Here is a 22,427-nt window from a genome sequence, read left to right on the forward strand (position 1 = left end):
TCGTGGGGGCGGCCGAAATCGGGGGCGGCGGTTTCCTGGCCGGCCGAGATGATCGAGCGGCGGATGGCGCGGGTGCGGGTGAAGATCGATTCGAGGGCGGCGCCATCGCCGGTTTCGACGGCCTTCTGCAGCACGCTGAGATCGCCCAGGAAGCGGCCGAGCATTTCCAGCACGGCGTCGCGATTGGTGAGGAACACGTCGCGCCACATGACCGGGTCGGAGGCGGCGATGCGGGTAAAGTCGCGGAAGCCGCCGGCGGAGAACTTGATCACTTCCGACTTCGTGACCGATTCCAGATCATCGGCGGTGCCGACGATATTGTAGGCGATCAGGTGCGGGATGTGGCTGGTGATGGCCAGCACCATGTCGTGGTGGCCCGCTTCCATGATTTCGACATTGCTGCCCATGGCTTCCCAGAAGGCGGCGAGCTTGTCGGTATGGGCCGGGCTGGCATCGGGCTGCGGGGTCAGGATGCACCAGCGGCCGGCGAAGAGCTCGGCAAAGCCGGCGGCGGGACCGGAATGCTCGGTGCCGGCAATGGGGTGGCCGGGAATGAAGCTGACTGTTGGCGGCAGATGCGGCGCCACGACCTTGACCACATGCGCCTTGACCGAGCCGACATCGGAGACGATGGCGCCCGGTGCCAGGGCCGGGCCGATGGCTCTGGCAATGTCCTCATAGGCGCCGACGGGGGCGCAGAGGATAACGAGATCGGCGCCACGCACGGCCTCGGCGGGGTCGAGCGTATAGAGGTCGCCCAGCTCGAGATCGCGGGCCTGATCGAGCGTTTCCTGCTTGCGGGTGGCGATGGAGATGACCTCCACCAGCCCCTGCCGCCGCGCGGCCAGGGCGATGGACGAGCCGATAAGGCCGATGCCGATGAGGGCGAGCTTGCGGAAGTGGACGCTCATGAAACCTTGCTCAGTGCTTTGAGAATGCCGGCCACGCCGATCATGGCCGCTTCGGAACCGATGGAGATGCGCAGGCCGTTGGCAATGCCGTAGGAGGGGCCGATTTCGCGCACGATCAGGCCGCGCTCGCGCAGGGTCTCGAAGGCCATGGCGGCGGAGGCGGCATCGGCAAACAGCACCATGATGAAATTGGCCTGGCTGGGAATGACGCGCATGTAGTTGGACTGGAGTTCTGATGTCAGCCAGTCGCGCCACCTGGCATTGTGTTCGCGGAGCCGGGCGGTGAATTCGACATCGCGCGTGGCTGCGGCGCCGGCCAGCTGCGCCGGCAGGTTGACATTGAAGGGGCCGCGAATGCGGTTGATGGCGTCGACCACATGGGCCGGGCCCACCATCCAGCCGATGCGGGCGGCGGCGAGGCCCATCTTGGAGAAGGTGCGGACCATGACGACATTGCTCGCTTCGCCGACCAGGTCGAGCCCGACCGAATAGTCGGCGGCAGTGACATATTCGGCATAGGCGCTGTCGATGACGAGCAGGATATCGGGGCGGAGGCCGGCATGCAGCCGCCGCACTTCGGCATCGCTGAGATAGGTGCCGGTGGGGTTGTTGGGATTGGCGAGCCAGATGACCTTGGTTCGATCAGTCACTGCGGCCAGCAGCAGGTCGACATCGGCGGTGTAGTCGGTCTCCTCGACCATGACGATGGATGCGCCGGTGGCCTTGGTGATGATCGGATAGACCGAGAAGCCATAGCGGTTCATCACCGCCTCGTCGCCTTCGCCCAGATAGGTCTGGGCCAGCAGGTGCAGCAGGTCATCCGAACCATTGCCGCAGACGATGCGGTCGGGATCGATGCCGTGGACTTCGGCCAGGGCGGTGCGCAGAATCTTCGATGATCCCTCGGGATAGATTTCGAGGTGTTCGGCGGCAGCGCGGAAGGCCTCCATCGCCTTGGGGCTGGCGCCGAGCGGGCTTTCATTGGCCGAGAGCTTGACAGCATTACTGCCCGGTGCGCCGGACTTGCCGGGCAGGTAGGGGGCAATGTCGAGAATGCCAGGCTGCGGAATAGGGCGGATAGGGTCGTCGGACATGAGGGGACGCCAGGGCGGGAAAACCGCGCGGACCATAGTCAAAGCGGGGGCGGAAGGCAAAGGGTGGTTGCGCTAGCCCTGCCGCGCCGTGGCGGTGCTCAGGCCCGGTACGCGGACGAAGCGTTCCTCGCGCTTGCGGCGGGGGACGGCGGGGAAGGCTTCCTTGCGGGCGCGGACGCAGATGACGCCGCTCATGGCCGGGCCGAACAGCCGCCCGACCTGCTCGAACAGGCGGGTGGACTTCAGTACGAGCGAGCTCTGGAACGGGGGCAGGAAGAGGCCGTCGCGCCAGGCCTCGGGTACGAAACTGTGGTCGCGCAGCAGCTTGTCGAGCTGGCCGCCGGAATAGGGATTGCCTGAACCAAAGGGCGTATTGTCGCGCTGGGCCCAGATGCCGCGTCGGCGCGGCACGACCAGGATCAGGTGACCATTGGGCGCGGTGACGCGCCACAGCTCACGCATCAGTTCCTCTGCATCGGCGACATGCTCGATGGCATGGATGGCGATGGTCAGATCGATGGCGGCATCGGTGAGCGGCATTTCGAGCGGGTCGCACAGCACGGTATGCGAGGGGCCCTCGCGCGGCCAGGCCGAGGCCCCCTGCCGCGCCGGCATGAAGGCCAGTACCCGCTCGGCCCGTTCGAGGGCGAAGCGCAGATAGGGGGTGGCAAAGCCCAGGCCCAGGACGCGCTTGCCCGCGACATCGTCGGCCAGTCCGATGACCTGCTCGCGGACCAGCGCGCGCGAAATGCGCCCTAGGGGGGACTTGTAATAGGCGATGAGGCGGGTGACATCGGCAGTCATGCGCGCAACTCTGCCGCTTTCTCAAGGACTTGTCCAACGGGGCGGTTGTCATGTGGAACCGGCATCCCTAGCTTTCAAGTTTGCCCGTTCAAGGAGTGCTACCCCCATGAGTCTGATCGTCGATGTGTTTCCCGCCCGGAGCGACAATTTCGGCTACCTGGTGCATGACACCGCCAGCGGGCGCACGGCCGCCATCGATGCGCCCGAGGCTGCGGCGATCAGGACTGCGCTGCTGCATCGGGGCTGGACGCTGACCGATATCTTTATCACCCACCACCATATCGACCATGTCGAGGCCATTCCCGAACTGAAGGCGGAGTTTGGCGCAAGGGTGGTGGGGCCGCGCGCCGAGGCGGACAAGATTGCCGGCCTCGACGCACTGGTGGCGGGCGGCGATACGGTGAGCCTCGGGGAAACGGTGTTCCACGTCTATGACACGCCCGGGCATACGCTGGGGCACATCGTGTTCCACGACCGGGAGGGCAAGCATCTGTTTTCCGCCGATGCGCTGTTTTCGCTGGGCGTCGGGCGCATGTTCGAGGGGACGCCGGGGCCGATGTGGGCCGGCATCAAGGCGCTGCGCGAGCTGCCTGACGATACGCTGGTCTATTGCGGGCACGAATATACCCAGAGCAATGCGAAATTCGCGCTGTCGATCGACGCCGACAATGCGGCACTGCAGAAACGCGCCGCCGAGGTCGAGGCGTTGCGGAAGGCCGGGCGGCCGACCATTCCGTTCGTGCTGGGCGAGGACAAGGCGGCCAATCCGTTCCTGCGGGCGGATGATCCTGTTCTGGCGCGGCACTATGGCCTGGAAGGTGCCGACCCGGCGGAGGTGTTCGCCGCCATCCGCAAGGGCAAGGACAATTTCTGATTCCGGGACGCGACAGCGCGGTCCCGATTTAACCATTTCACGTTTTGGGAGCGGAAATCGTTAACAAAACGTTAGCATCTGGCACGCCGATTGCCCCTAATGGGGTACAGGGCCAGATGCGTTGTTTCATTTTGAGACAGGCTGGCCCGCTTTGAGACAAGCGAGGCAGAAATGTCGGATTCTGAAACAAAGCCCGCGGGTTTGCCGGTCCTGATCGGGACGCCGCAACCCCGTCCCTCGCTATGGCGCAACCAAACCACGGCTGCCTTTGTCAGCCAATTGCTGGCCGAACGCGCCAACCTGGCTCCGCAACGCGCGCGCCGCCGGGGCACGTCGGAAGGTGCCATCGGGGCTTATGCCGACGGCGCGAAGGTTGCCGTGAAACGCATGCCGGCGGGGTATAGGACCAGTATCGTCGCGTAATCTTCAGACGACAGCCTTCTCTCCCCTCGAGGGGAGAGAAGAACGACTAATGGCCGGCCATGCTCATGTCGCGCGTGGCTGACGTAATGGACATGGTGAAGCCGGCGACGACGTCGATCAGCGCCATGACCAGCAGGATGAAGAACACCGTGCTCGAAGCGGCGCCGAGCAGCAGGAATTCCACCAGAATCACCACGAAGACGATCATCGAGAGCATGTGCTCAAGGATCGAGACTGCGCCGATGCGGGTCGATTTGAGCAGCTCGAAGAACAGCAGGATGAGCGAGCCGACGATCAGCAGGTCGCCCACCGAGACCGCCCACGGCACGCCCGAAACCATGGCGATGTTGAGCACCGTGTTGCTCCAGCCGGCCGGGTTGCCGCCCAGGAACAGGAAGACCACGATGTTGTAGATCAGGAAGGGGATGATCAGCAGCGGCGGAATGAACGGTCCGGTGCGGCGTGGTGCGGCGCCGGTGGGTGGCACATAGACATGTTCGACCAAGGTGGCTCTCCTTATTCCCTCGTGCGCGGACCATGCCAGATTGCGGGACCGCCGCAAAGGCTGCGTAGCGGGGCGGAGATGAATGGGAGCTGAGTGGGGTGCCTTGCACCACCGTCATCACCCGGCTTGTCCGGGTGATCCATCCCTGGCCTGGTGCATGGATTGCCGGGACAAGCCCGGCAATGACGCCTAGTCGCGCACACTGCCGCCGAAAGGGTGGATTCCCGCTTTCGCGGGAATGACGTGGTGTTAGGCCGGGAGAGCGCCTACTTCTTCAGCTTGAGCGGGCCGACCATCTGTTCGGGCTTCACTTCCGCGTCGAATTCCTCGCCGGTCAGCAGGCCCAGTTCGATCGCCGTCTCCCGCAGGGTGCCGCCGTTCTTGTGGGCGGTCTTGGCGATCTTGGCGGCGTTGTCGTAGCCGATCTTGCGGTTGAGCGCGGTGACCAGCATCAGCGACTGGTCGACCAACTGCTTGATGCGCTTGCGGTCGGGTTCGATGCCGATGGCGCAGTTGTCGTTGAACGATTTTGCACTGTCGGCGAGAAGCCGCACCGCCTGCAGGAAATTGTAGGCGATGACGGGCTTGAAGACGTTGAGCTCGAAATTGCCCTGGCTGGCGGCAAAGCCGATGGCGGCGTCATTTCCCATGACATGGGCGACGACCATGGTCATGGCTTCGGACTGGGTGGGGTTGACCTTGCCCGGCATGATGGAGCTGCCGGGTTCGTTTTCCGGGATGGTGATCTCGCCCAGGCCCGAACGGGGGCCCGAGGCCAGCCAGCGCACGTCATTGGCGATCTTCATGAAGGCGACGGCGAGCTGCTTGAGGGCGCCGGACGTGCCGACAAAGGCGTCGTGGCCGGCCAGGAGGGCGAACTTGTTGGGGCCGGTGACGAAATCATGCCCGGTGAGGGCAGCGATCTCCTTGGCCACGGCGACGGCATAGTCGGGATGGGCATTGAGGCCCGTGCCGACGGCGGTGCCGCCCAGAGCCAGTTCCCTGAGCTGGGGCAGGGTGGCCTTGATGGCCGCGATGGCATAGTCGATCTGGGCGACCCAGCCGGAGATTTCCTGGCCCAGGGTCAGGGGCGTCGCATCCTGCAGGTGGGTGCGGCCGATCTTGACCACGTCCATGAACTCTTCGGCCTTGGCGGCGAGCGTGTTGCGCAGCAGGGCGACGCGGGGGAAGAGGTAATTCTCCAGCGCCTCGACGGCGGCGATGTGCATGGCCGTGGGGTAGGTGTCGTTGGACGACTGGCTCATGTTGACATGGTCATTGGGGTGCACGGGCTTCTTGGAGCCCATGGTGCCGCCCGCCATCTCGATGGCGCGGTTGGAGATGACCTCGTTGACATTCATGTTGGACTGGGTGCCCGAGCCGGTCTGCCAGACCACCAGCGGAAAATGGTCGGCCAGCTTGCCCGAGATCACTTCGTCGGCCGCAGCGACGATCAGGTCGCGGGTCTTTTCGTCAAGCAGGCCCAGCTTGTGATTGGCCAGGGCCGCGGCTTTCTTGAGCACGCCGAAGGCGGTGACGATTTCGGTCGGCATCTTCTCGCCGCCAATGTCGAAATTCATGAGGCTACGGGCCGTCTGCGCGCCGTAATACTTGTCGGCAGGAACCTCGATGGTGCCCATGGTGTCCGATTCAACGCGCGTGCTCATGGCTTAACTCCAGCTAGATGGCGCCGCTCTTTCCGGCGGCGGGCAAAGCAAAACGGCCGACCCCTGAAGGGATCGGCCGCTGCAATATCAGAAACGAGCGCAAGGCGCGCCTCGTCTTTCGTTTACTTCTTGACGTCGAGGATCTGGCGACCGCGATACATGCCGGTCTTGAGGTCGACGTGATGCGGGCGGCGCAGCTCGCCCGAATCCTTGTCTTCGACGTAGGATGCGGTGGCAAGAGCGTCGGCCGAGCGGCGGAAGCCGCGCTTCATCGGCGAGGTCTTTCGTTTTGGCACTGCCATGGTCGGTACTCCGAATTCAATATCGTTGCGCCGCCAAAGCGGCCCAGAGAGTTCATCTCTGAAAGGGATTGGTCGGCTCTATAGAGCAAGTATCGGGGCTTGGCTAGGGGGTTGTGGAAGAGTCGACAACCGCAAATTGCGCCTCGTCCATAATCGGTCCCTACACACTCGATCGTCACCCTCGGGCTTGACCCGAGGGCGACGCCCAGTGGTGGGGTACCGATGCCCAGAATGGTAATTAGGCCGCCTGCATGCCCTGCATGGGCTCGGCGCCTTCGAGGTCCCAGATGGTGCTGAGGCGTTCGGCGGCGGTGCCGGGGGTGAGCAGGCGGAATACCCGGTCGGCGCAATCGAGTGCCAGGCGGAAGCGGCTGCGGCTCATGGGGTCGCCCACCAGCTCGCCGGTAGAGCCGACCCAGAGGACGTGGTTTCCCTTGGCGATGAGATAGAGATCGGCATCGGCCATGGCGAAGCGCTCGAGATTTTCGCTGACCAGGCCATAGGCCTGACCAGAACGGCCCAGCCACTTGCTGAGCCGGCCGAAGCCGTGAATCAAGACCCTGTTCTCGGTATTGCCAGCCATCACGCCATCCCCACAGCGATCGTCAAACAAGAACAAAAATAGAACGAAATGCGACGTATGTCAAGAGCCGACTTGATTGACGACTATATGTATGTGGTTGTTCGCTGACTTCGTCAATATGTAGTGTTCACGAGGTAGCGGCGTGGCTTCGGCGGAGGGCATCGAGACGGCTGCGCAGTTCGGGTCCGACAGGGCGGGAGAGGCCTTCGTCTTCCGCCTTGAGAATCAGTGCATCGGACTCAGATTCGATGGCTTTTTTGAGTCGCTCCTGGAAAACGTCGGCGGAAAGGCCGGACTCGATGGCGGGCAGGAAGCGGGCTTCGGCGGTGCCCGGCCAGATGACCAGGCTGTTGCGGCCCCAGAACAGGCCTGAATTCAGCGCCACCGGGACGACGGGCACATTGAGCTCGAGGTAGAGCCGTACGATGCCCTGGCGGTAATCAGCGGGCGCCAGCGGCGCCTTGCGGGTGCCTTCGGGGAAGATGACGATGCGGCAGCCGCGCTCGATGGCGGCATGGGCCTGCGCCATCATCAAAGGAATAGCCTCCGCGCCCCGCTTGCGGTCGACCTCGATGCAATCGAGCGAGCGCGCCGCCGGACCGAAGAAGGGGATGTCCATCAGTTCCTTCTTGACGATATAGGCGGGGCGGCCGGTATAGGGGAAAATGGCAAAGACATCCCAGTCGCTCTGGTGCTTGGCGGCGATGATGCAGCCGCCCTCTGGGATGTTCTCTTCCCCGCTGACACGGGTTTTGACGCCGGCTATGTAGCGCAGATAGACCAGGTTGGACCGGCACCAGAATTTTGCCAGGGCCCAGCTCATGGGCGTGCGCCCACGGACCATGGCGATGATGCCGATGGTGATCGCCACGAGCGCCGTCTGGCCGATGAAGATGAAATAGAACAGCGCGGTGCGCACTGCCTGCACGATAGCCATGAACCTCTCCCACGGCATCTGGCCGATGTGAAGCGTCATAGCGAGCTAACGCCGGCTTGGCGAGGGGCGTTCCCAGTGTGCCGGGGTTCACGTGAAGGTGGCCTGCAAACGGCGGCCTTCTGCGCTTCCGGTGCTCACGTACTGATGTACGCTCCGCTCCGGTTCTCGAATGCCACCATTTTCGGCTCACCTTGACGTGAACCGCAACACACCGGTCAGGAGGTTTCGTTGAGGAAGCGCCGGACGGTCACCCGCGAGGTAATGGCGGTGAGGGCGGCAATGACCGGCACGACGGCCAGGATGCCCACAATGCCATCGACGCCCAGGGCGAAGCGGCCGAAAAGGATGCCGACCTGCGCCCCTGCCTCGCTCGACAGCATATTGCCGGCGGCGGTGCCGATGAGGGTGAAAAACAGCATGGCGGCTATGGTGCCGAGCAGGCCCCCCTGCAGGCCGATGGACAGGAACCGCCCCTGGAATTCGCCGGCAATGAAGCGGTTGGATGCCCCGATATAGTGGAGGACATCGACAATCTCGCGGTTGGTCGCCATGGCGCCGCGCGTGGCAAAGACGATGGCGAGCACGGTGGCGGCGCCGATCAGGATCAGCACCAGCAGGCCCGAGACCACGATGGTTCCGGCCATGGTGTTGAGCTGCTGCCGCCAGGCGGCATGGGTGTCGAGGCTCGCGCCCTTGACGGCGGCGAGGTTGCGCTCGAGGCCGTCGATATCGGCCTCGGCCGGGTCGGCGAGCTGCACCACGACTAGGCGCGGAATTTCGATGGCGGTGAGGTCGAGACCGGCTCCGAGCCAGGGCTCGAGCAGCTGCTGGCTTTCCTCGATGGTGAGGGCGCGGGCGGAGGCGACACCGGCGGTGGACTGGGCCAGCGACACAGCAGTGCGCAGATTGCTGTCCATCACCTCGCCCTCGACGGGGCGGATCTGGATCGTGACCTCGCGGCCGACATCGGCCGACCAGGCAATGGCCGACTTCTGCACCAGCACCACGCCGCCCAGCGTCACGGCGGACAGGAAGCTCATGATGGTGATGAGCAGAAGCAGGGTGCGGCCGGCGACGCTGCGTTCGGGAACGATGGGGGCGGCACCCTTGCGGGCCGGCAAGAGACCGAGGATGCGCTCAATCATGGATCACCAACTCGCCCTTGGAGAGCAGCATGCGCGGATAGTTGAACTTGTCGAGCAGCGGCAGTTCGTGGGTGGCCAGGATTATGGTCATGCCCAATGTGCGATTGAGTTCGGCAAAGAGATGGACCAGTCGGCTCGAGAGATCAGGATCGACATTGCCGGTCGGCTCGTCCGCCAGCAGGATCTTGGGCCGGGCGATGACGGCGCGGGCAATGGCCGCGCGCTGCTTTTCGCCCCCTGATAGCAGCGAGGGCAGGGCATTCATGCGCTCGCCCAGGCCCACCCATTCGAGCAGCTCTGTGACGTTGGGGCGGTATTCGCTTTCCGGCTGCCCCAGCACGCGCAGGGGCAAAGCGACATTCTCGAAGGTGGTCAGGTGGTCGAGCAGGCGGAATTCCTGGAAGACGATGCCGATATGGCGGCGCATCTGCAGCAGGCGGTCATGGCTGAGATTGTTCACATCCTCGCCGAACATGGTGACGCGACCGCGCGAGGGCTTGAGCGACAGCAACAGCAGGCGGAGGAGGCTGGTCTTGCCGGCGCCGGAGGGGCCGGTGAGGAAGTGGAACGAGCCGGGCTCAACCGAAAAGGTCAGGTCTCGCAGGATTTCGGGACCGTTGCCGTAACGCAGCCCGACATTGGAAAACTCGATCAAGAACAGCGGCTCCCCAATTGGTCCGCGCAAGGCGAATCAGGTGTTGGGCGCATCATAACAGCCCAGGGCCCAGCATGCGCATGGTCGCCTCCTTGGCGGCATGAAAGCGGCACGAATGTGGTGGATTGCTGCCGTGGAGCGAATGGTTTGGGGAGTTTTAACTCCCGCGCTCTAGGGTCGGGAGTGACATATTCCGTCCTCCGTTCCGTCTGGCCCGATGATCATCACCTGTCCACATTGCCAGACCAAGTATCAGGTGACCTATGAGGCCATCGGATCGGCCGGCCGCAAGGTGCAGTGCGCCCATTGCCAGCAGGCCTGGCAACAGCGCCCGCTGAGCAAGCCGGACACGCCCGAGCAGAAGCAGGCATTTGAGGCGATCGCCGAGGATGGGCTGGACGAGGCCATGCAGGCCGAGGAAAGCGCGGTTGCTGCTGAGGTGGCGCAGCGGCTGGAGCTCGAGAAGCAGGCTGCCGCGGGCCGGGTCGATCCGGCCCTGGTCCGCAAGCGGCAGAAGGCCTTTACGCGACGGCAGACGGCGATGGCGGCGGACCTGCCGCTGGCTCGCCTGCGCCGTACGCTGCGCGTGGTCGGCCTTGTGCTGCTGGCTGCCGTTGTGGCCACGGCCTATTTCGGCCGCGTGATGGTGGTGGAGCGGTTTCCAGCCATGGCCGGCATCTATGAGGCGGTCGGGCTCGGCGTCAATGTGGTGGGCCTCGAGTTCTCCAATGCGTCCAGCATGCGCACCCTGCGCGATGGCAAGGAAGTACTGGTCGTCTCCGCCCAGATCGTAGGCCTCGAGCCAGAGCCGGTGCAGGTGCCGGCGGTGGTGGTGACGCTGATCGACGTGCATGGCCATGGCATCTACGAGTGGAGCGTCACCCCGGCGGTGCGCGACCTGATGGCCGGGGAGCGCTCGAGCTTCGACACGCAGCTGACCTTGCCGCCCGGCGCCGCAGAGCGCGTCCGCCTGACCTTTGCTGGCGGGCAGGGCATGCCCATCATCTCCGCCGAGGCCCATGCCGCCCTCGGTCTGAGCGAAGCGCCTGCCGGCGCTGCTGCGGAAACGCACGAACCTGCCGGACACGATGCCGCCGCGCCCGAACACGGATCGGCAACCGAAAACGCGGCGCCGGCCGCATCCGACCATTCCACTCCGGAGCAGCACTGATGGCCCGTATCCTGGTTGCCGAAGACGATCCATCGGTGCGCGCCTTCGTGGTCAGCGCCCTCACCATGAAGGGGCACGAGGTTGTCGCCGAGGAGGATGGGGGTCTCGCCGCCGAGACCGCCGATGCCGAGAACGGCCGCTTCGACCTGCTGCTCTCGGATATCAAGATGCCCATCATGGACGGGATCGGGCTGGCGCTGCACGTGGCGGCGAAATATCCCGATGTGATCATCGTGCTGATGACCGGCTTTGCCGACCAGCGTGAGCGCGCGCATGGGCTGGAAGCGCTGATCTACGACGTCATCACCAAGCCGTTCACGCTGGTGGACCTGCTGCAGAAGGTGGATGACGCGCTGGCGGGCAAGCCCGTGGAAGTGCTGTCGCTCGGGCGGCGGGCGCAGCAGGAATAGTCGTTACGCGTCGACCACAGCGTCCCAGGCAACAGTGACCATGCCCTTGCCGTCGGCCAGGAAGGCGCCGTGGGCATGGGCCTCCGCCTCGACATCGGCGGTTTCGGCTGGAGTGAGCTTGCGGAAGGGCAGGATGGTGATCGCGATGTCGGTCTTGTTGCGCTTGAGCGTCCAGTTGCCTGATATGAATCCATCCACGGTGTAAGTCGCGACATAGCCGTTGACCAGCACCATGCGGCTGCGCGCCAGCTCGGGCTGGATGCGAAAGCGGTCGGCAAAGCCCAGCCAGACATTGTCATATTCGGGCATGAAGCGCACCGGGGCGGGGGTGTCGGGATCGGGACGGGGGCCATCGGGAAGGTCGTAGAGTGTGCGGCCATCGGCGCCGGTGAATTCGACCAGTTCGCCCTTGAGCGCCTCGAAGGCCGGGGCCAGTCGGGTCAGGCCGGACCAGCTCTGCATGTCCATGACGCTGGCGGGGCCATAGGCGGCAAGGTAGCGCCGCACGAGGTCGGGCAAAGCAGGCGGATTGTCGAGGCCCCTGCCGGTCCAGTTCTCGATGCGGCTCAGCAGCGGCGCGCCGCCGTGACCCCAGATGCGGGTGGGCGGGGTCTGGATCAGCGTCTCGCGGCAATGCAGCAATTGCGCCAGCGCCAGCGGCTCGGAATTGGGCCAGGTCTCGGCCAGGCGCTTGCCCAGCGCGCCGCTGGTCATCGGCGCCTCATCGAGCAGTTCGACGCCGCGGCGATGCACGGCGTCGTGGTCGGCATCGGCAAAGCGCTTGCGGAAGGTCGCGGTCCAGCTGCGATCGAGCACGGACTGCATGACGGGGCGGATGCTCCGCATATCGGCGGCGGTATGCAGGTGCAAGGTCGTGCGCATCGTGGTGGCACGGAGCAGGGTCTTGTCCTCGATCAGTGCCGTCAGGTTCTGGTGCCGGAAGCCGGCGAGGCGGTTCCACAAGCCCTGATAAGGGCCGTTGCTGGTCTGGGCCTGGAGGCCGAGCAGGAAGGCTACCGCATCGGATATTGCGACGTCTGCCCGCTCGAGCATCCATTGCCGGGCCAGCGTGGCGCGGTTGAGCTGGCGGTCGGTCAGCGTCTCAGGCATGGCGGTCTCCCTTGGGTCAGGAGACTATGGGGCAGGGGCGCTGACAAGGGGTGGCAGGATGGACACCTCTCCCCCAAAGGGAGAAGTAAAGCGCTCAAACCCAGTCCGGCACGCTGTCGAGGGCGATCAGTTCGTCGAGCGACTTGCGCGGGCGGATGACGTGGAAGCGGTCGCCATCGACCAGCACTTCGGGGATCAGGGCGCGGGAATTATAGGTCGAGGCCATGACGGCGCCATAGGCGCCGGCGCTCATGATGGCGAGCAGATCGCCTTCCTTGACGCCGGGCATGGTGCGGGCCTTGGCGAGGTAGTCGCCGGTTTCGCAGACCGGGCCGACGATATCGGCGGTGATGGGTGCGAGGTTGGAATGGTTGACCGGCACCACGTCGTGATGGGCCTCGTAGAGCGTGGGGCGGATCAGGTCGTTCATCGCCGCGTCGACGATGACGAAATTGGTGCCGCCTTCCTTCACATATTCAACCTTGGTCACAAGGATGCCGGCATTGCCCACCAGAAGGCGGCCGGGTTCGATGACGAGCGAGCAGCCGAGCTGGCCGACCTTGTCGCGGATCACCGCGGCATAGGCTTCCGGATGCGGTGGCGCTTCCTGGTCGTGGTGATAGGGGATGCCCAGGCCGCCGCCGACATCGACATGGCGGATGTCGTGGCCGTCGGCCTTGAGGGCCGTCACCAGTTCGGCCATCAGGCCAAAGGCGGTGCCGAAAGGTTCGAGATCGGTCAGCTGGCTGCCGATATGCATGTCGACGCCGACAGCCTCGACATTGGGCAGCTCGGCAATGCGGCGATAGACGTCGCGGGCGCGGGCATAGGGGATGCCGAACTTGTTCTCGGCCTTGCCGGTGGAAATCTTGGCATGGGTGCGGGCATCGACATCAGGATTGATGCGAACCGAGACGCGAGCCGTGCGGCCCATGTCCGATGCGACCATGGAGAGCCGTTCCAGCTCGGGTTCGCTCTCGACATTGAAGCACTTGATGCTGACTTCGAGGCCGCGGCGCATCTCGGCGACGGTCTTGGCGACGCCAGAGAACACGATCATGTCTGGCCTGATGCCGGCGGCCAAAGCCCGCTCAAGTTCGCCCATCGACACCACGTCGGCGCCGGCGCCCTCGGAGGCCATCAGCTTGAGCACGGCCTGGTTGGAATTGGCCTTCATGGCATAGGCCAGGAGCGTCGGAATGCCCTCGAAGGCGGCCTTCACCACCCGCACATGCCGGCGCAGGGTGGCGCTGGAATAGACATAGAAGGGCGTTCCGACCTTGGCGGCGAGGTCGTTGAGATTGACGTCCTCGGCATAGAGGGTGTCGCCGCGATGTTCGAAGTGGTGGACCATGTTTGCCCCGGTGGTTTCACCACGCGATGTCACCCCGGCGAAGGCCGGGGTCCATGTCCGGGGTCACCCGCATGCGCTGGCGCGTGGGATGTATCGAGCATGGATTCTGGCCTGCGCCGGAATGACATCGTGGGTGTTGATGTCTCGCGGCAATCCCTAGTTCAGTGCCACTGAAAACGAAAGCAAGACTTAGCGATCCGGCTCATAAGCGGTTTCGATGCGCTCGGCGACGAGGGCCTGCAACTGCCAGAGATGGGGGTCGTGAATGCCGATATCCTCGAGGTGCCGCACGGTAGCGAAGAGGTATTCGGCCATCGAGCCGCGCGTGCCCACGGCCGTGGCCAGCACGTCGGCTATGGCTTCGATGGGAAGCCCCGAGACATAGCGGCCCGAATTGCGATCGATGCAGAAGGTGATGGCGCGGATGGTCCGCTCGCCGGAGTTGACATTGACCCAGCGCGGCGGGAAGGGCGAGGGCAGCCAGCCCATTTCGCGCTCCAGCAGGCTGGTCATGCTCTGCTCGATCTGCCCTGGCGGCAGCCGATAGAGCACGCCCTTGCAGGCGCCGCCCCGGTCCAGCGCCAGCATCAGGCCTGGATTGGCGTCGGAGCCGCGGAAGCGGTTGTTCCAGCCCAGGCAAAAGGCGCGATGCCAGCCGCGGACCAGGCCGGTCCGCATTTCGACGAAGTCGCAGGCCGGTTTCCAGATCAGTGAGCCATAGGCGAAGATCCAGACTTCGTCGCCGCGGTCGGGGCCCAGCAGGTCGGTGATGGTGCGCTGGTGATCGTCGGGCATGGCCGCGCGCATGCCGGGTGGAGGCGGCGGCATGTCTTCGGATGGCGCCTCGGGCTGGACATAGCCGACATGGCGCTCGGTGAGACGCATCTGCCGGGGAGGTTTGGGCAAAGGGTTCTCCGTTCCTTTCACAGTGTCATTCCCGCGCAGGCGGGACCACTCTTACCAACCGAGAAATCGGCAAAGAATGGATTCCCGCCTATGCGGGAATGACACTGTGGTTGTTGGCAGGATGGCGTGAGTTGGCTTGTCTATTCAACCCCGCCATCGCCATGGCCGCCATGCTTCTTCTTGCCCAGGGGCCGCGGTTCGTGCGGTTGGCCGGTCAGCTCGGTCTTCCAGCGGGCGGCCTGGATGAGCACATTGGCTGGGGCCGTGCCGCCATAGCTCTGCCGGGCGGCGACCGAGGCTTCGACGGTCAGCACCTTGTGGATGCGGCTGTCGATGCGAGAATCGATGAACTTGAAGTCCTCGATGGTGAGGCCTTCGAGCCCGCAGCCCTTCTGTTCGGCCAGGGCCACGATCTGGCCGGTAATGTGGTGGGCGTCGCGGAAGGGGATGTTGATCTCGCGCACCAGCCAGTCGGCAATGTCGGTGGCCGTAGAGAATCCCGCCGAGGCCGAGGCGCGCATGCGCTCGCGATTGGGGGTGAGATCGCTGACCATGCCGGTCATGGCGGCGAGGGACAGGCTGAGCGCGTCGAGCGCGTCGAAGGCGACTTCCTTGTCTTCCTGCATATCCTTGGAATAGGCGAGCGGCAGGCCCTTCATCACCACCATGAGGCTGGTGAGGGCGCCCAGGATGCGGCCGATCTTGGCGCGCACCAGTTCGGCGGCGTCCGGATTGCGCTTCTGCGGCATGATGGAGGAGCCGGTGGTGAACTTGTCGGAGAGGCGCACGAAGCCGAATTGGGCGCTGCTCCAGATCACCATTTCCTCGGCGAAGCGGGAAAGGTGCATGGCGCAGATGCTGGCCGCGGCCAGGGTTTCGAGGATGAAATCGCGGTCGGAGACGGCGTCGAGGCTATTGGCGGTGGGCCGGTCGAAGCCGAGCTTTTCGGCCGTCATATACCGGTCGATCGGATAGGGCGTGCCCGCCAGTGCGGCCGAGCCCAGGGGCGATTCGTTGAGGCGCCTGCGCGCGTCGAGCAGGCGGCCGGCGTCGCGGCCGAGCATTTCGACATAGGCGAGCAGGTGGTGGCCGAAGGTGACGGGCTGGGCGCTCTGCAGGTGGGTGAAGCCGGGCATGATGGTTTCGGCCTCGTCCTCGGCCCGGGTCACCAAAGCCAGTTGCAGCGTCTGCACCTGGGTCACCAGCGTATCGATGGTGTCGCGGACATAGAGCTTGAAGTCGGTCGCGACCTGGTCATTGCGCGAGCGGGCGGTGTGCAGCCTGCCGGCAGCATCCCCGATCTTTTCCCGCAGCTTGCTTTCGACATTCATGTGAATGTCTTCCAGCGCGCGCGAGAAGGTGAAAGTGCCGCCCTCGATTTCGGCCAGCACCTCGTTTAGACCGGCTATGATGCTGTCACGATCCTCCTGCGTCAGAATGCCCGTCTCAGCGAGCATTGTGGCATGGGCGATCGATCCGGCAATATCCTGGCGGAACAGGCGCTGATCAAAACCGATCGAGGCGTTGATTTCCTCCATGATGGCGTCGGGGCCGGTGGCAAACCGTCCGCCCCACATCTTGTTGCTCATTTCCGGAGACCCCTATGACCGATATGCAAGCGCCAAACCCGGGAGCGACGAGCCGGGTCCGGCTGTGGGTCATCCTGGGCTTGGCGGGATTAGCGGTAGCTATAGCGGCGTGGGTGTGGCTCGGCAATGCCGGCCAGGCAAAGGAATGCCCTGTCCAGGCCGAGGAAGCGGCGGCGATCGGCGAGGCAGCGGTGGGGGAACTGGCGGCGCTCAACGGCACCGGCGAGGGCCGGGGCTATGCGACCATGGCGTTCAAGGATGCCGGTGGCACGGCAATGACCATTGCCGATTTCAAGGGCAAGGCGCTGCTGGTCAATTTCTGGGCCAGCTGGTGCGTGCCCTGCCGCGAGGAAATGCCGGCGCTGGATGCCCTGGCGACCAAGTACAATTCGGACGCCTTCATGGTGCTGCCGATCAATCTCGATATCGGGGAAGGCGGGCTCGAAAAGGCGCAGGCTTTTCTCGACGAGAACAGCTTCGCCAACCTGCCGCTCTATGCCGACAACACCTTCGCCGCCTTCGAGCGGCTCAAGCAGGAGGCAGTGGCCGTCGGCCTGCCGGCGACGCTGGTGCTGGACGAGAACGGGTGTGAGCTGGCCGTGCTGCAGGGGCCGGCGCATTGGGACACGCCCGATGGCGAGGCGGTGGTCGAAAAGCTGATCGCATTGGGCACCTGAGGCGGTCGGCAGGCGCCCAAGGCGAGCCTTCGGCTACGCCGCCTTGTGCTCGGCGGCGTACATGCCGAGATAGTACTCGAGGTTGTCGTCGCGCAGGCCCAGCGTTTCGAGCACCCCGCCCATGAAGCTGACCGGCGCCGTGCCGGGTGCCGTGACGATCTTGCCGGCGACGACCGCATCGGGCTGGTCCTTGTAGTGCACGGCGCCCTTGTAGCCGGTGGGCGTCAGATTTTCAGTCGAATTGGACGTGTGGTCGACATTGTCGAGCAATCCGGTCCGGGCCAGCGCCAGGGTACCATCGCAGATTGCGGCCACGGTCTTGCCTGCGTCGCGGGCCGCCAGCAGCACCTTGCCGATATCGGGCGCGTCGGGTTGGCTCCATGCCGTGCCGCCATTGACCACGAGGGCATCGATGGCGCCGACGTCGATGTCTTCCACCGCCAGGTCCGGCGTGACCTTGAGGCCACCCGACGAGGTCACCGGCTTGCCGCCGGGGGTCGCAAAGCGCGTGTCGATGTGGAAATAGGTCCGTGCCGCCGCGTTGAGCAGGGCGGTTTCCCAATCGGCATAGCCCTCGGTCAGGATGGTGACGATGGATGTCATCTGGCTTCTCCTTGTTGTTGGCCGCAGGATGGTGCCCGCATGCGACAGATCGTGTCAGCAGGTTCAAAAGCCCGTCAGCGTGGCCGCCGCCGCATTGAGGTGAACCGTCGCCGCTGCTATGAGGATGCCGATTTTGCCGCCATTGTGGAGCCGTTTGCCCGTGCTGTTCGCCCGCCGTTTCGTCCTTGTCGCCATGCTGGCGCTGCTGAGCCTGATGCCGGCCCGCGCCAATCCGATGCTGCTGGTGGATATGGACACATTCGACGTGCTCTATGCTCAGGAGGCCGGCCAGCCCTGGCATCCGGCCTCGCTCACCAAGCTGATGACCGCCTATGTCGCCTTCGAGCAGATCGCGCAGGGCAAGGCGACGCTCGACATGCCCGTGGTCATTTCCAAGAAGGCGTTCAACGAGGCGCCGTCCAAGTCGGGCCTGGCGGTCGGCAGCGCCATCACGCTGCAGGACGCGCTCTACATCATGCTCGTTAAATCGGCCAATGACGTGGCCATGGCCATTGCCGAAACGCTTGCCGGCGATGAGGCGAGCTATGTGGCGCTGATGAACGATGCGGCGCAGCGGATGGGGCTGACGGCGACGCGCTACACCAATCCCAATGGGCTGCACGATCCGGCACAGGTGACCTCGGCCCGGGATCTGGCCGTGCTCTCGCTCTATATACGCCAGAGCTTCCCGCAATATATGCCCATCTTCGGCACCGGCACGGTCATGCTCAACGGCAAGGCGCTGGAATCGGAAAACAAGCTGCTGGAGAGCTTTGCCGGTACCACCGGCATGAAGACCGGGTTCGTGTGTGCCTCGGGGCTCAACATGGTGGCGACGGTGGATCGCGGTGGCCGCCGGCTGCTTGCGGTGGTGCTGGGCGGCTCATCGGCGCGCGACCGCAATGAGCGCGCCGCCGACCTGATCCTGCGCGGGCTTTCGGGTGCCGCCCTGCCCAGCGGGCAGACGCTGCTGACGCTGAGCAACAGTCCGGGCGCTGCGGCGGTCGATATGCGCCCGCTGATCTGCGGCAAGGATGCCAAGGCCTATGTGGCGACGCAGGAAGCGGCCTTCCCGATGGGCCTTGAAGGCCAGCCGAGTCTGCTGACCGACAGCGTGCAGCCCGCCTCCTATGTGGCGACCGATCTTGGCCGCATTGCCGTCGGCATCAACCTGCCGCGGCCGCGGCCGGCGCATCTGCCGGTTTTCACTGCGCCCACCACCGAGGCCGCGCTGGCTGTCGACCTGCGCCCGGGACTTGCGGCTGGCGTTCCCGGCGACATCCCCTTTCCGCGGCCGCGCCCCAGCTTCTAGAGCCTTCGCGAGCCGGTTCCATGCGCCAGACGCAGGCGTCTGGTCGAGCCATGGCGCCTGTGCATGGCGTTAACCTTGTTCCTTACCGGGGTGTTAATTTTTTCCGTCGCATTTTGCGGAAAGCCATTTCCCTTTCGAGAACGAGGACATCCATGAAGCGCCTTGGCATCATGCTTTCCGCGATCCTGCTGCTCACCAGCGCCAGCCAGGCCGCCGACCTGGGCTGGAACAGCGGCGCCAGCCCCATCTATTCGCCCACCCCGGCCACGGGCTGGTCGGGTTTTTATGCCGGCGTCAGCGGCGGCTATGGTTTTGGTACCGCGACCGTGACGCCCGCCCCGGGGGCCCAGGCGTCCAATGCCACCGGTGGCTGGAACCTGGGTGGCCAGGCTGGCTACAATATGGATATGGGCGGCTTTATCCTGGGTGGCGAAGCCGACCTGCAATGGTCCAATGTGGGCTATACCGAGGACATTCCGGGGGTCGGCTCGTTCAAGGCTGGCATCGACTTCTACGGCACGCTGCGCGGCCGCGCCGGCATGGCCTTCGGCCAGGTGATGCCCTATGTGACGGGTGGTATCGCGGCGGGCCGTGGCTCGGCGAGCCTCACCAATCCGGGTGGGGTTACCACCTCGCAGTCGGCTACCCATATGGGCTGGACCGCCGGCATCGGCCTTGAGGCACAGGCGACGTCGAATATCTCGATCAAGGCCGAATACCTTTATGTCGACCTGGGCACGCAGACCTATAACGGCCTGCCGGCCGGTATCGGCAATATCGACGCGACGCAGCGCTTCAGCGTCGTCCGCGCCGGCCTCAACTACAAGTTCTAGAAACCGGAGCGGGCGCCGGGGTCATGTGGCCCTGGCGCTGCGCCGTTCGACCAGTTCCTCCACCACGATCAGTGCAATGCCGAGCGCGACCAGCGGCAGGACCATCAGGTTGAGCGCCCACCAGCCGACGGCCGCAATAAGGCCGCCCGAGGCAAAGGTCACCATGGCAACGATGGTGAACAGGGTGAATTCGCTGAAGGCCTGGGTCTTGGCGGCTTCCTCGGGGCGATAGAGATCGGTGATCATCGCGGTGCCGGAGATGAAGCCGAAATTCCAGCCGATGCCAAGCAGCGTCAGCAGCAGCCAGAAGTGCCCGACGGTGATACCGGTCAGCGAGACGCCGGCAGCGGCGGCAATCAGCACGAAGCCGGCAGCGGCGATGGTCGAGCGACCAAAGCGGGTAATGAGCCGCCCGGTGAAGAAGCTGGGTCCGAACATGGCCAGCACATGGAAGATGATACCGATCTGGGCATCGGCGACCGAGTGACCGCAGAGCTGCACCATGGCCAGTGGCGCGGCCGTCATCACCAGGCTCATCATCGCATAGGCTGATATCGTGATCAGCATGGCGAGCAGGAAGCGCGGCTGGCTGACGATCACGCGGAGCGGCCTGCCATTTTTCAGCGCCCCGGGCAGCGCCCTGGGCTTGGGCACGCGGAGCCTTGCCAACAGCGGGATGGCGCAGAGGAACAGCAGGGCCAGGAGGAAAAACGTTCCGGCATAGGGCGTGTCGGGCCAGATGCTCCGGCCATGGATGGCCAACTGCGGACCGGCCACGCCCGACACGATGCCTCCCGCCATGACCCAGGCGATCGCCTGATCCTTGAAGGCCGGCTCGGACGCGTCGGCGGCGGCAAAGCGGTATTGCTGCAGGAACGCGGCGGCGCCGCCCAGCACCATCATGCCGATGGCGAAGAACCAGAACGAGCCGAGGCCGAGCGCCAGGCTTGCCAGGCCCGCCCCGGTGGCGCCCACCAAGGCGCCGGTGATGAAGCCTGCGCGCCGGCCGACGCGGCGCATCAGCAGCGCCGCAGGAATGGCGGCGACGGCGGAGCCGATCACAAAGGTGGTGACCGGCATGGTCGACAGACTCAGGGCATCCGCCGGCAGGACAGAGGCACCCGCCAGCCCGCCCGAGCCGATGGCGATCGGACCCACCGAGCCGGCAATGGCACTGCTCGCGGCAAGCAGCAGGGCTGTCCTTTGCGATGGCCCCATGGGCAGGCGGGCGGACTGGCTCATTTGAAAGCGGCTTCCAGTCGTTGAGCGAACTCGGCGGGCTGGGCTTCAAAGCCCATGTGGTCCCCGGGCACGCTGACCGGTTCCACGCCGAGCGCATTGGCGAGCGCCATGCTCATCGCATGGATGGGGTGCCCTGTCGATTGCTCGCCGATGGCGACGACGACCCGGGGCGCACCGACCTTGAGCGCGGTCACGTCCGGCTTGTAGGTGGAGAGTGGCAGCATGCCATGGGCCAGCCAGTATTCGAAATTGCCGCTGACCCGCATGAAGGTTTCGGCTGCTTCGGGCGGCATGCCGGCCGGATCGAAATCGGGCATGTCGCCCTCTGGCGCCTCGCCGCCATCGAGCCCGTGCTCCGCGAAGAACTGCGCCATGGCGGCATCGACACCCTGGGTCCTGTAGGTCTCATGGAGGGCGCGGTCGGCCGCCAACATGGGCTCGGGATCGTCCATGAGCATCATCGAGGGCGGCTCATGCGCCACCAGGGTCGTCACCAGGTGCGGATGGCGGGCGGCCAGGTTGAGGCCGATCTGCGCGCCGCCGCTGGTGCCGAACACATGGGCCGGGCCGCCGACATGGCCGATGAGGGCGGCTGCGTCGTCAGCCTGCTGGTCGACATCGAGCGGGGTCGCCTCGCCATCGAAGCTGCTGCGCGAATTGCCGCGCGGATCATAGGAAACGACCCTGAACCGGCCCGCCAGTTCGGCAGCCAGCGGCGTAAAGACGCCGGCATCCTGCGGGCCGCCCGGGATGATGAGCAGCGTGGGGCCGGAACCGGTGGTTTCATAATAGAGGGTGGCGCCGGGCACCTTGAGGGTGGCGGACTGGGTGGCATTGGTCATCTGGGAGACTCCTGCTTTCGGGATGCCGTTCTGGGCAATGGAGGGTGTCGGGTTCAGCAGCGACAGCAGGGCCGCCGCGGCAATGAGACGGGTGGTCATGGCTGTGGCCTGGCGCTCGAGAGGATCATGCGGTTGCCCTCGCTATCGCGGAATTCGGCGACGGTCCGGCCAGGTTCCCAGGCGGGCTCGTGCGGCTCGGTGACGATGGAGACGCCGCGGCGCCTGAGATCGCCGACGGTGTCGGCAACGTTGTCCACCACCAGCACGAGCACGGGTTCGTCGCCAGGCCGGTCGTCGCCCCGGCGGATGAAATGGAGGTTCGTCCGGGCGCCAGGCAGGCCCAACTCGATCCAGCGCCAGCCATCATCGCCCATGGGGCTGTCGGCGACGGTGCTGCAGCCAAGTGTGTCACAGTAGAAGTGCCTGGCCCGGTCCTGATCGAAGACGGGCAATTCGGCGAACTGGATATGCATGTTCT

At 65.1% G+C, this 22,427-nt stretch carries 25 protein-coding genes; 7 read left to right on the forward strand and 18 right to left on the reverse strand.

Features of this window, described 5'->3' with window-relative positions; all coding sequences use genetic code 11:
• From IH615_RS07890 to IH615_RS07900, 3 genes are all read right to left on the reverse strand, one after another.
• Window positions 1–911 (reverse strand): prephenate/arogenate dehydrogenase family protein (locus IH615_RS07890; protein ID WP_291361200.1); only part of this gene is annotated, 911 nt, incomplete at its 3' end.
• Window positions 908–2,005 carry a histidinol-phosphate transaminase gene (gene hisC, locus IH615_RS07895; protein ID WP_291361201.1) on the reverse strand — a complete coding sequence of 366 codons (1,098 nt, stop codon included), beginning with the start codon at window positions 2,003–2,005 and terminating at the stop codon, window positions 908–910. The genes hisC and IH615_RS07890, both read right to left, overlap by 4 nt.
• Before the next feature lie 72 nt (window positions 2,006–2,077).
• Window positions 2,078–2,809: a class I SAM-dependent methyltransferase gene (locus IH615_RS07900; RefSeq protein WP_291361202.1), complete on the reverse strand. Its 732-nt coding sequence runs from the start codon at window positions 2,807–2,809 to the stop codon at window positions 2,078–2,080.
• Window positions 2,810–2,915: 106 nt separating this feature from the next.
• On the opposite strand from IH615_RS07900, the gene gloB reads away from it, so the two are divergent.
• Complete coding sequence (gene gloB, locus IH615_RS07905; protein ID WP_291361203.1) at window positions 2,916–3,683, forward strand: hydroxyacylglutathione hydrolase; 768 nt, start codon at window positions 2,916–2,918, stop codon at window positions 3,681–3,683.
• A gap of 171 nt (window positions 3,684–3,854) precedes the next feature.
• Window positions 3,855–4,106, forward strand: a complete 252-nt coding sequence (locus IH615_RS07910) for a hypothetical protein (protein WP_291361204.1) — start codon at window positions 3,855–3,857, stop codon at window positions 4,104–4,106.
• A gap of 46 nt (window positions 4,107–4,152) precedes the next feature.
• Here IH615_RS07910 and IH615_RS07915 read toward each other — a convergent pair whose 3' ends face one another.
• The 7 genes from IH615_RS07915 to ftsE form a co-directional block, all read right to left on the reverse strand.
• Complete coding sequence (locus IH615_RS07915; protein ID WP_291361205.1) at window positions 4,153–4,611, reverse strand: hypothetical protein; 459 nt, start codon at window positions 4,609–4,611, stop codon at window positions 4,153–4,155.
• A gap of 266 nt (window positions 4,612–4,877) precedes the next feature.
• Window positions 4,878–6,278: a class II fumarate hydratase gene (gene fumC, locus IH615_RS07920; protein ID WP_291361206.1), complete on the reverse strand. Its 1,401-nt coding sequence runs from the start codon at window positions 6,276–6,278 to the stop codon at window positions 4,878–4,880.
• A gap of 122 nt (window positions 6,279–6,400) precedes the next feature.
• Window positions 6,401–6,580 (reverse strand): 50S ribosomal protein L32, encoded by a 180-nt coding sequence (gene rpmF / locus IH615_RS07925; RefSeq protein WP_056233007.1) that lies wholly within the window; start codon window positions 6,578–6,580, stop codon window positions 6,401–6,403.
• 238 nt (window positions 6,581–6,818) lie between these two features.
• Window positions 6,819–7,163 (reverse strand): hypothetical protein, encoded by a 345-nt coding sequence (locus IH615_RS07930; RefSeq protein ID WP_291361207.1) that lies wholly within the window; start codon window positions 7,161–7,163, stop codon window positions 6,819–6,821.
• A 127-nt stretch (window positions 7,164–7,290) separates the two neighbouring features.
• Window positions 7,291–8,100, reverse strand: a complete 810-nt coding sequence (locus tag IH615_RS07935; RefSeq protein ID WP_291361208.1) for a lysophospholipid acyltransferase family protein — start codon at window positions 8,098–8,100, stop codon at window positions 7,291–7,293.
• A gap of 215 nt (window positions 8,101–8,315) precedes the next feature.
• On the reverse strand, window positions 8,316–9,245 hold the full coding sequence (locus IH615_RS07940) for an ABC transporter permease (protein WP_291361209.1): 930 nt from the start codon (window positions 9,243–9,245) through the stop codon (window positions 8,316–8,318).
• On the reverse strand, window positions 9,238–9,900 hold the full coding sequence (gene ftsE / locus IH615_RS07945; protein ID WP_291361210.1) for a cell division ATP-binding protein FtsE: 663 nt from the start codon (window positions 9,898–9,900) through the stop codon (window positions 9,238–9,240). The genes IH615_RS07940 and ftsE overlap by 8 nt, the downstream gene beginning before the upstream one ends.
• Before the next feature lie 217 nt (window positions 9,901–10,117).
• On the opposite strand from ftsE, the gene IH615_RS07950 reads away from it, so the two are divergent.
• Both IH615_RS07950 and IH615_RS07955 read left to right on the forward strand, forming a co-directional pair.
• On the forward strand, window positions 10,118–11,071 hold the full coding sequence (locus IH615_RS07950) for a DUF3426 domain-containing protein (protein WP_291361211.1): 954 nt from the start codon (window positions 10,118–10,120) through the stop codon (window positions 11,069–11,071).
• Window positions 11,071–11,481 (forward strand): response regulator, encoded by a 411-nt coding sequence (locus IH615_RS07955; RefSeq protein ID WP_291361212.1) that lies wholly within the window; start codon window positions 11,071–11,073, stop codon window positions 11,479–11,481. The genes IH615_RS07950 and IH615_RS07955 overlap by 1 nt, the downstream gene beginning before the upstream one ends.
• A 3-nt stretch (window positions 11,482–11,484) precedes the next feature.
• On the opposite strand, the gene IH615_RS07960 is transcribed toward IH615_RS07955, so the two are convergent.
• The 4 genes from IH615_RS07960 to argH form a co-directional block, all read right to left on the reverse strand.
• Window positions 11,485–12,591, reverse strand: a complete 1,107-nt coding sequence (locus tag IH615_RS07960; protein ID WP_291361213.1) for a winged helix DNA-binding domain-containing protein — start codon at window positions 12,589–12,591, stop codon at window positions 11,485–11,487.
• A 94-nt stretch (window positions 12,592–12,685) separates the two neighbouring features.
• Window positions 12,686–13,945, reverse strand: coding sequence for a diaminopimelate decarboxylase (gene lysA / locus IH615_RS07965; protein ID WP_291361214.1), 1,260 nt, complete (start codon window positions 13,943–13,945; stop codon window positions 12,686–12,688).
• A 189-nt stretch (window positions 13,946–14,134) separates the two neighbouring features.
• Window positions 14,135–14,851 (reverse strand): gamma-glutamylcyclotransferase, encoded by a 717-nt coding sequence (locus IH615_RS07970; protein WP_291361215.1) that lies wholly within the window; start codon window positions 14,849–14,851, stop codon window positions 14,135–14,137.
• Between the two features lie 140 nt (window positions 14,852–14,991).
• Window positions 14,992–16,440, reverse strand: a complete 1,449-nt coding sequence (argH, locus tag IH615_RS07975) for an argininosuccinate lyase (RefSeq protein ID WP_291361216.1) — start codon at window positions 16,438–16,440, stop codon at window positions 14,992–14,994.
• A gap of 14 nt (window positions 16,441–16,454) precedes the next feature.
• On the opposite strand from argH, the gene IH615_RS07980 reads away from it, so the two are divergent.
• Complete coding sequence (locus IH615_RS07980; protein ID WP_291361217.1) at window positions 16,455–17,117, forward strand: redoxin domain-containing protein; 663 nt, start codon at window positions 16,455–16,457, stop codon at window positions 17,115–17,117.
• Window positions 17,118–17,150: 33 nt separating this feature from the next.
• Here the strand turns inward: IH615_RS07980 and IH615_RS07985 are convergent, their stop codons facing one another.
• The gene (locus tag IH615_RS07985) at window positions 17,151–17,720 is read right to left on the reverse strand and encodes a DJ-1/PfpI family protein (protein ID WP_291361218.1); all 570 of its coding nucleotides are present in this window, start codon (window positions 17,718–17,720) and stop codon (window positions 17,151–17,153) included.
• 160 nt (window positions 17,721–17,880) lie between these two features.
• On the opposite strand from IH615_RS07985, the gene IH615_RS07990 reads away from it, so the two are divergent.
• Both IH615_RS07990 and IH615_RS07995 read left to right on the forward strand, forming a co-directional pair.
• Entirely contained in the window at window positions 17,881–19,032 is a 1,152-nt protein-coding gene (locus IH615_RS07990) for a D-alanyl-D-alanine carboxypeptidase family protein (protein ID WP_291361219.1), read from the forward strand.
• A 152-nt stretch (window positions 19,033–19,184) separates the two neighbouring features.
• Window positions 19,185–19,865: an outer membrane protein gene (locus tag IH615_RS07995; protein WP_291361220.1), complete on the forward strand. Its 681-nt coding sequence runs from the start codon at window positions 19,185–19,187 to the stop codon at window positions 19,863–19,865.
• Between the two features lie 21 nt (window positions 19,866–19,886).
• On the opposite strand, the gene IH615_RS08000 is transcribed toward IH615_RS07995, so the two are convergent.
• Genes IH615_RS08000 through IH615_RS08010 form a run of 3 tightly spaced genes read right to left on the reverse strand, consistent with a single transcriptional unit; the run spans window position 19,887 to window position 22,422 of the window.
• The gene (locus IH615_RS08000) at window positions 19,887–21,107 is read right to left on the reverse strand and encodes an MFS transporter (protein WP_291361221.1); all 1,221 of its coding nucleotides are present in this window, start codon (window positions 21,105–21,107) and stop codon (window positions 19,887–19,889) included.
• Window positions 21,104–22,048 carry an alpha/beta hydrolase gene (locus IH615_RS08005; protein ID WP_291361222.1) on the reverse strand — a complete coding sequence of 315 codons (945 nt, stop codon included), beginning with the start codon at window positions 22,046–22,048 and terminating at the stop codon, window positions 21,104–21,106. Before IH615_RS08005 ends, IH615_RS08000 begins: the two co-directional genes overlap by 4 nt.
• Complete coding sequence (locus tag IH615_RS08010) at window positions 22,045–22,422, reverse strand: VOC family protein (RefSeq protein WP_291361223.1); 378 nt, start codon at window positions 22,420–22,422, stop codon at window positions 22,045–22,047. The genes IH615_RS08005 and IH615_RS08010 overlap by 4 nt, the downstream gene beginning before the upstream one ends.
• Window positions 22,423–22,427 lie beyond the last annotated feature (5 nt).

This window comes from Devosia sp., assembly GCF_014860165.1.
GTDB lineage: Bacteria > Pseudomonadota > Alphaproteobacteria > Rhizobiales > Devosiaceae > Devosia.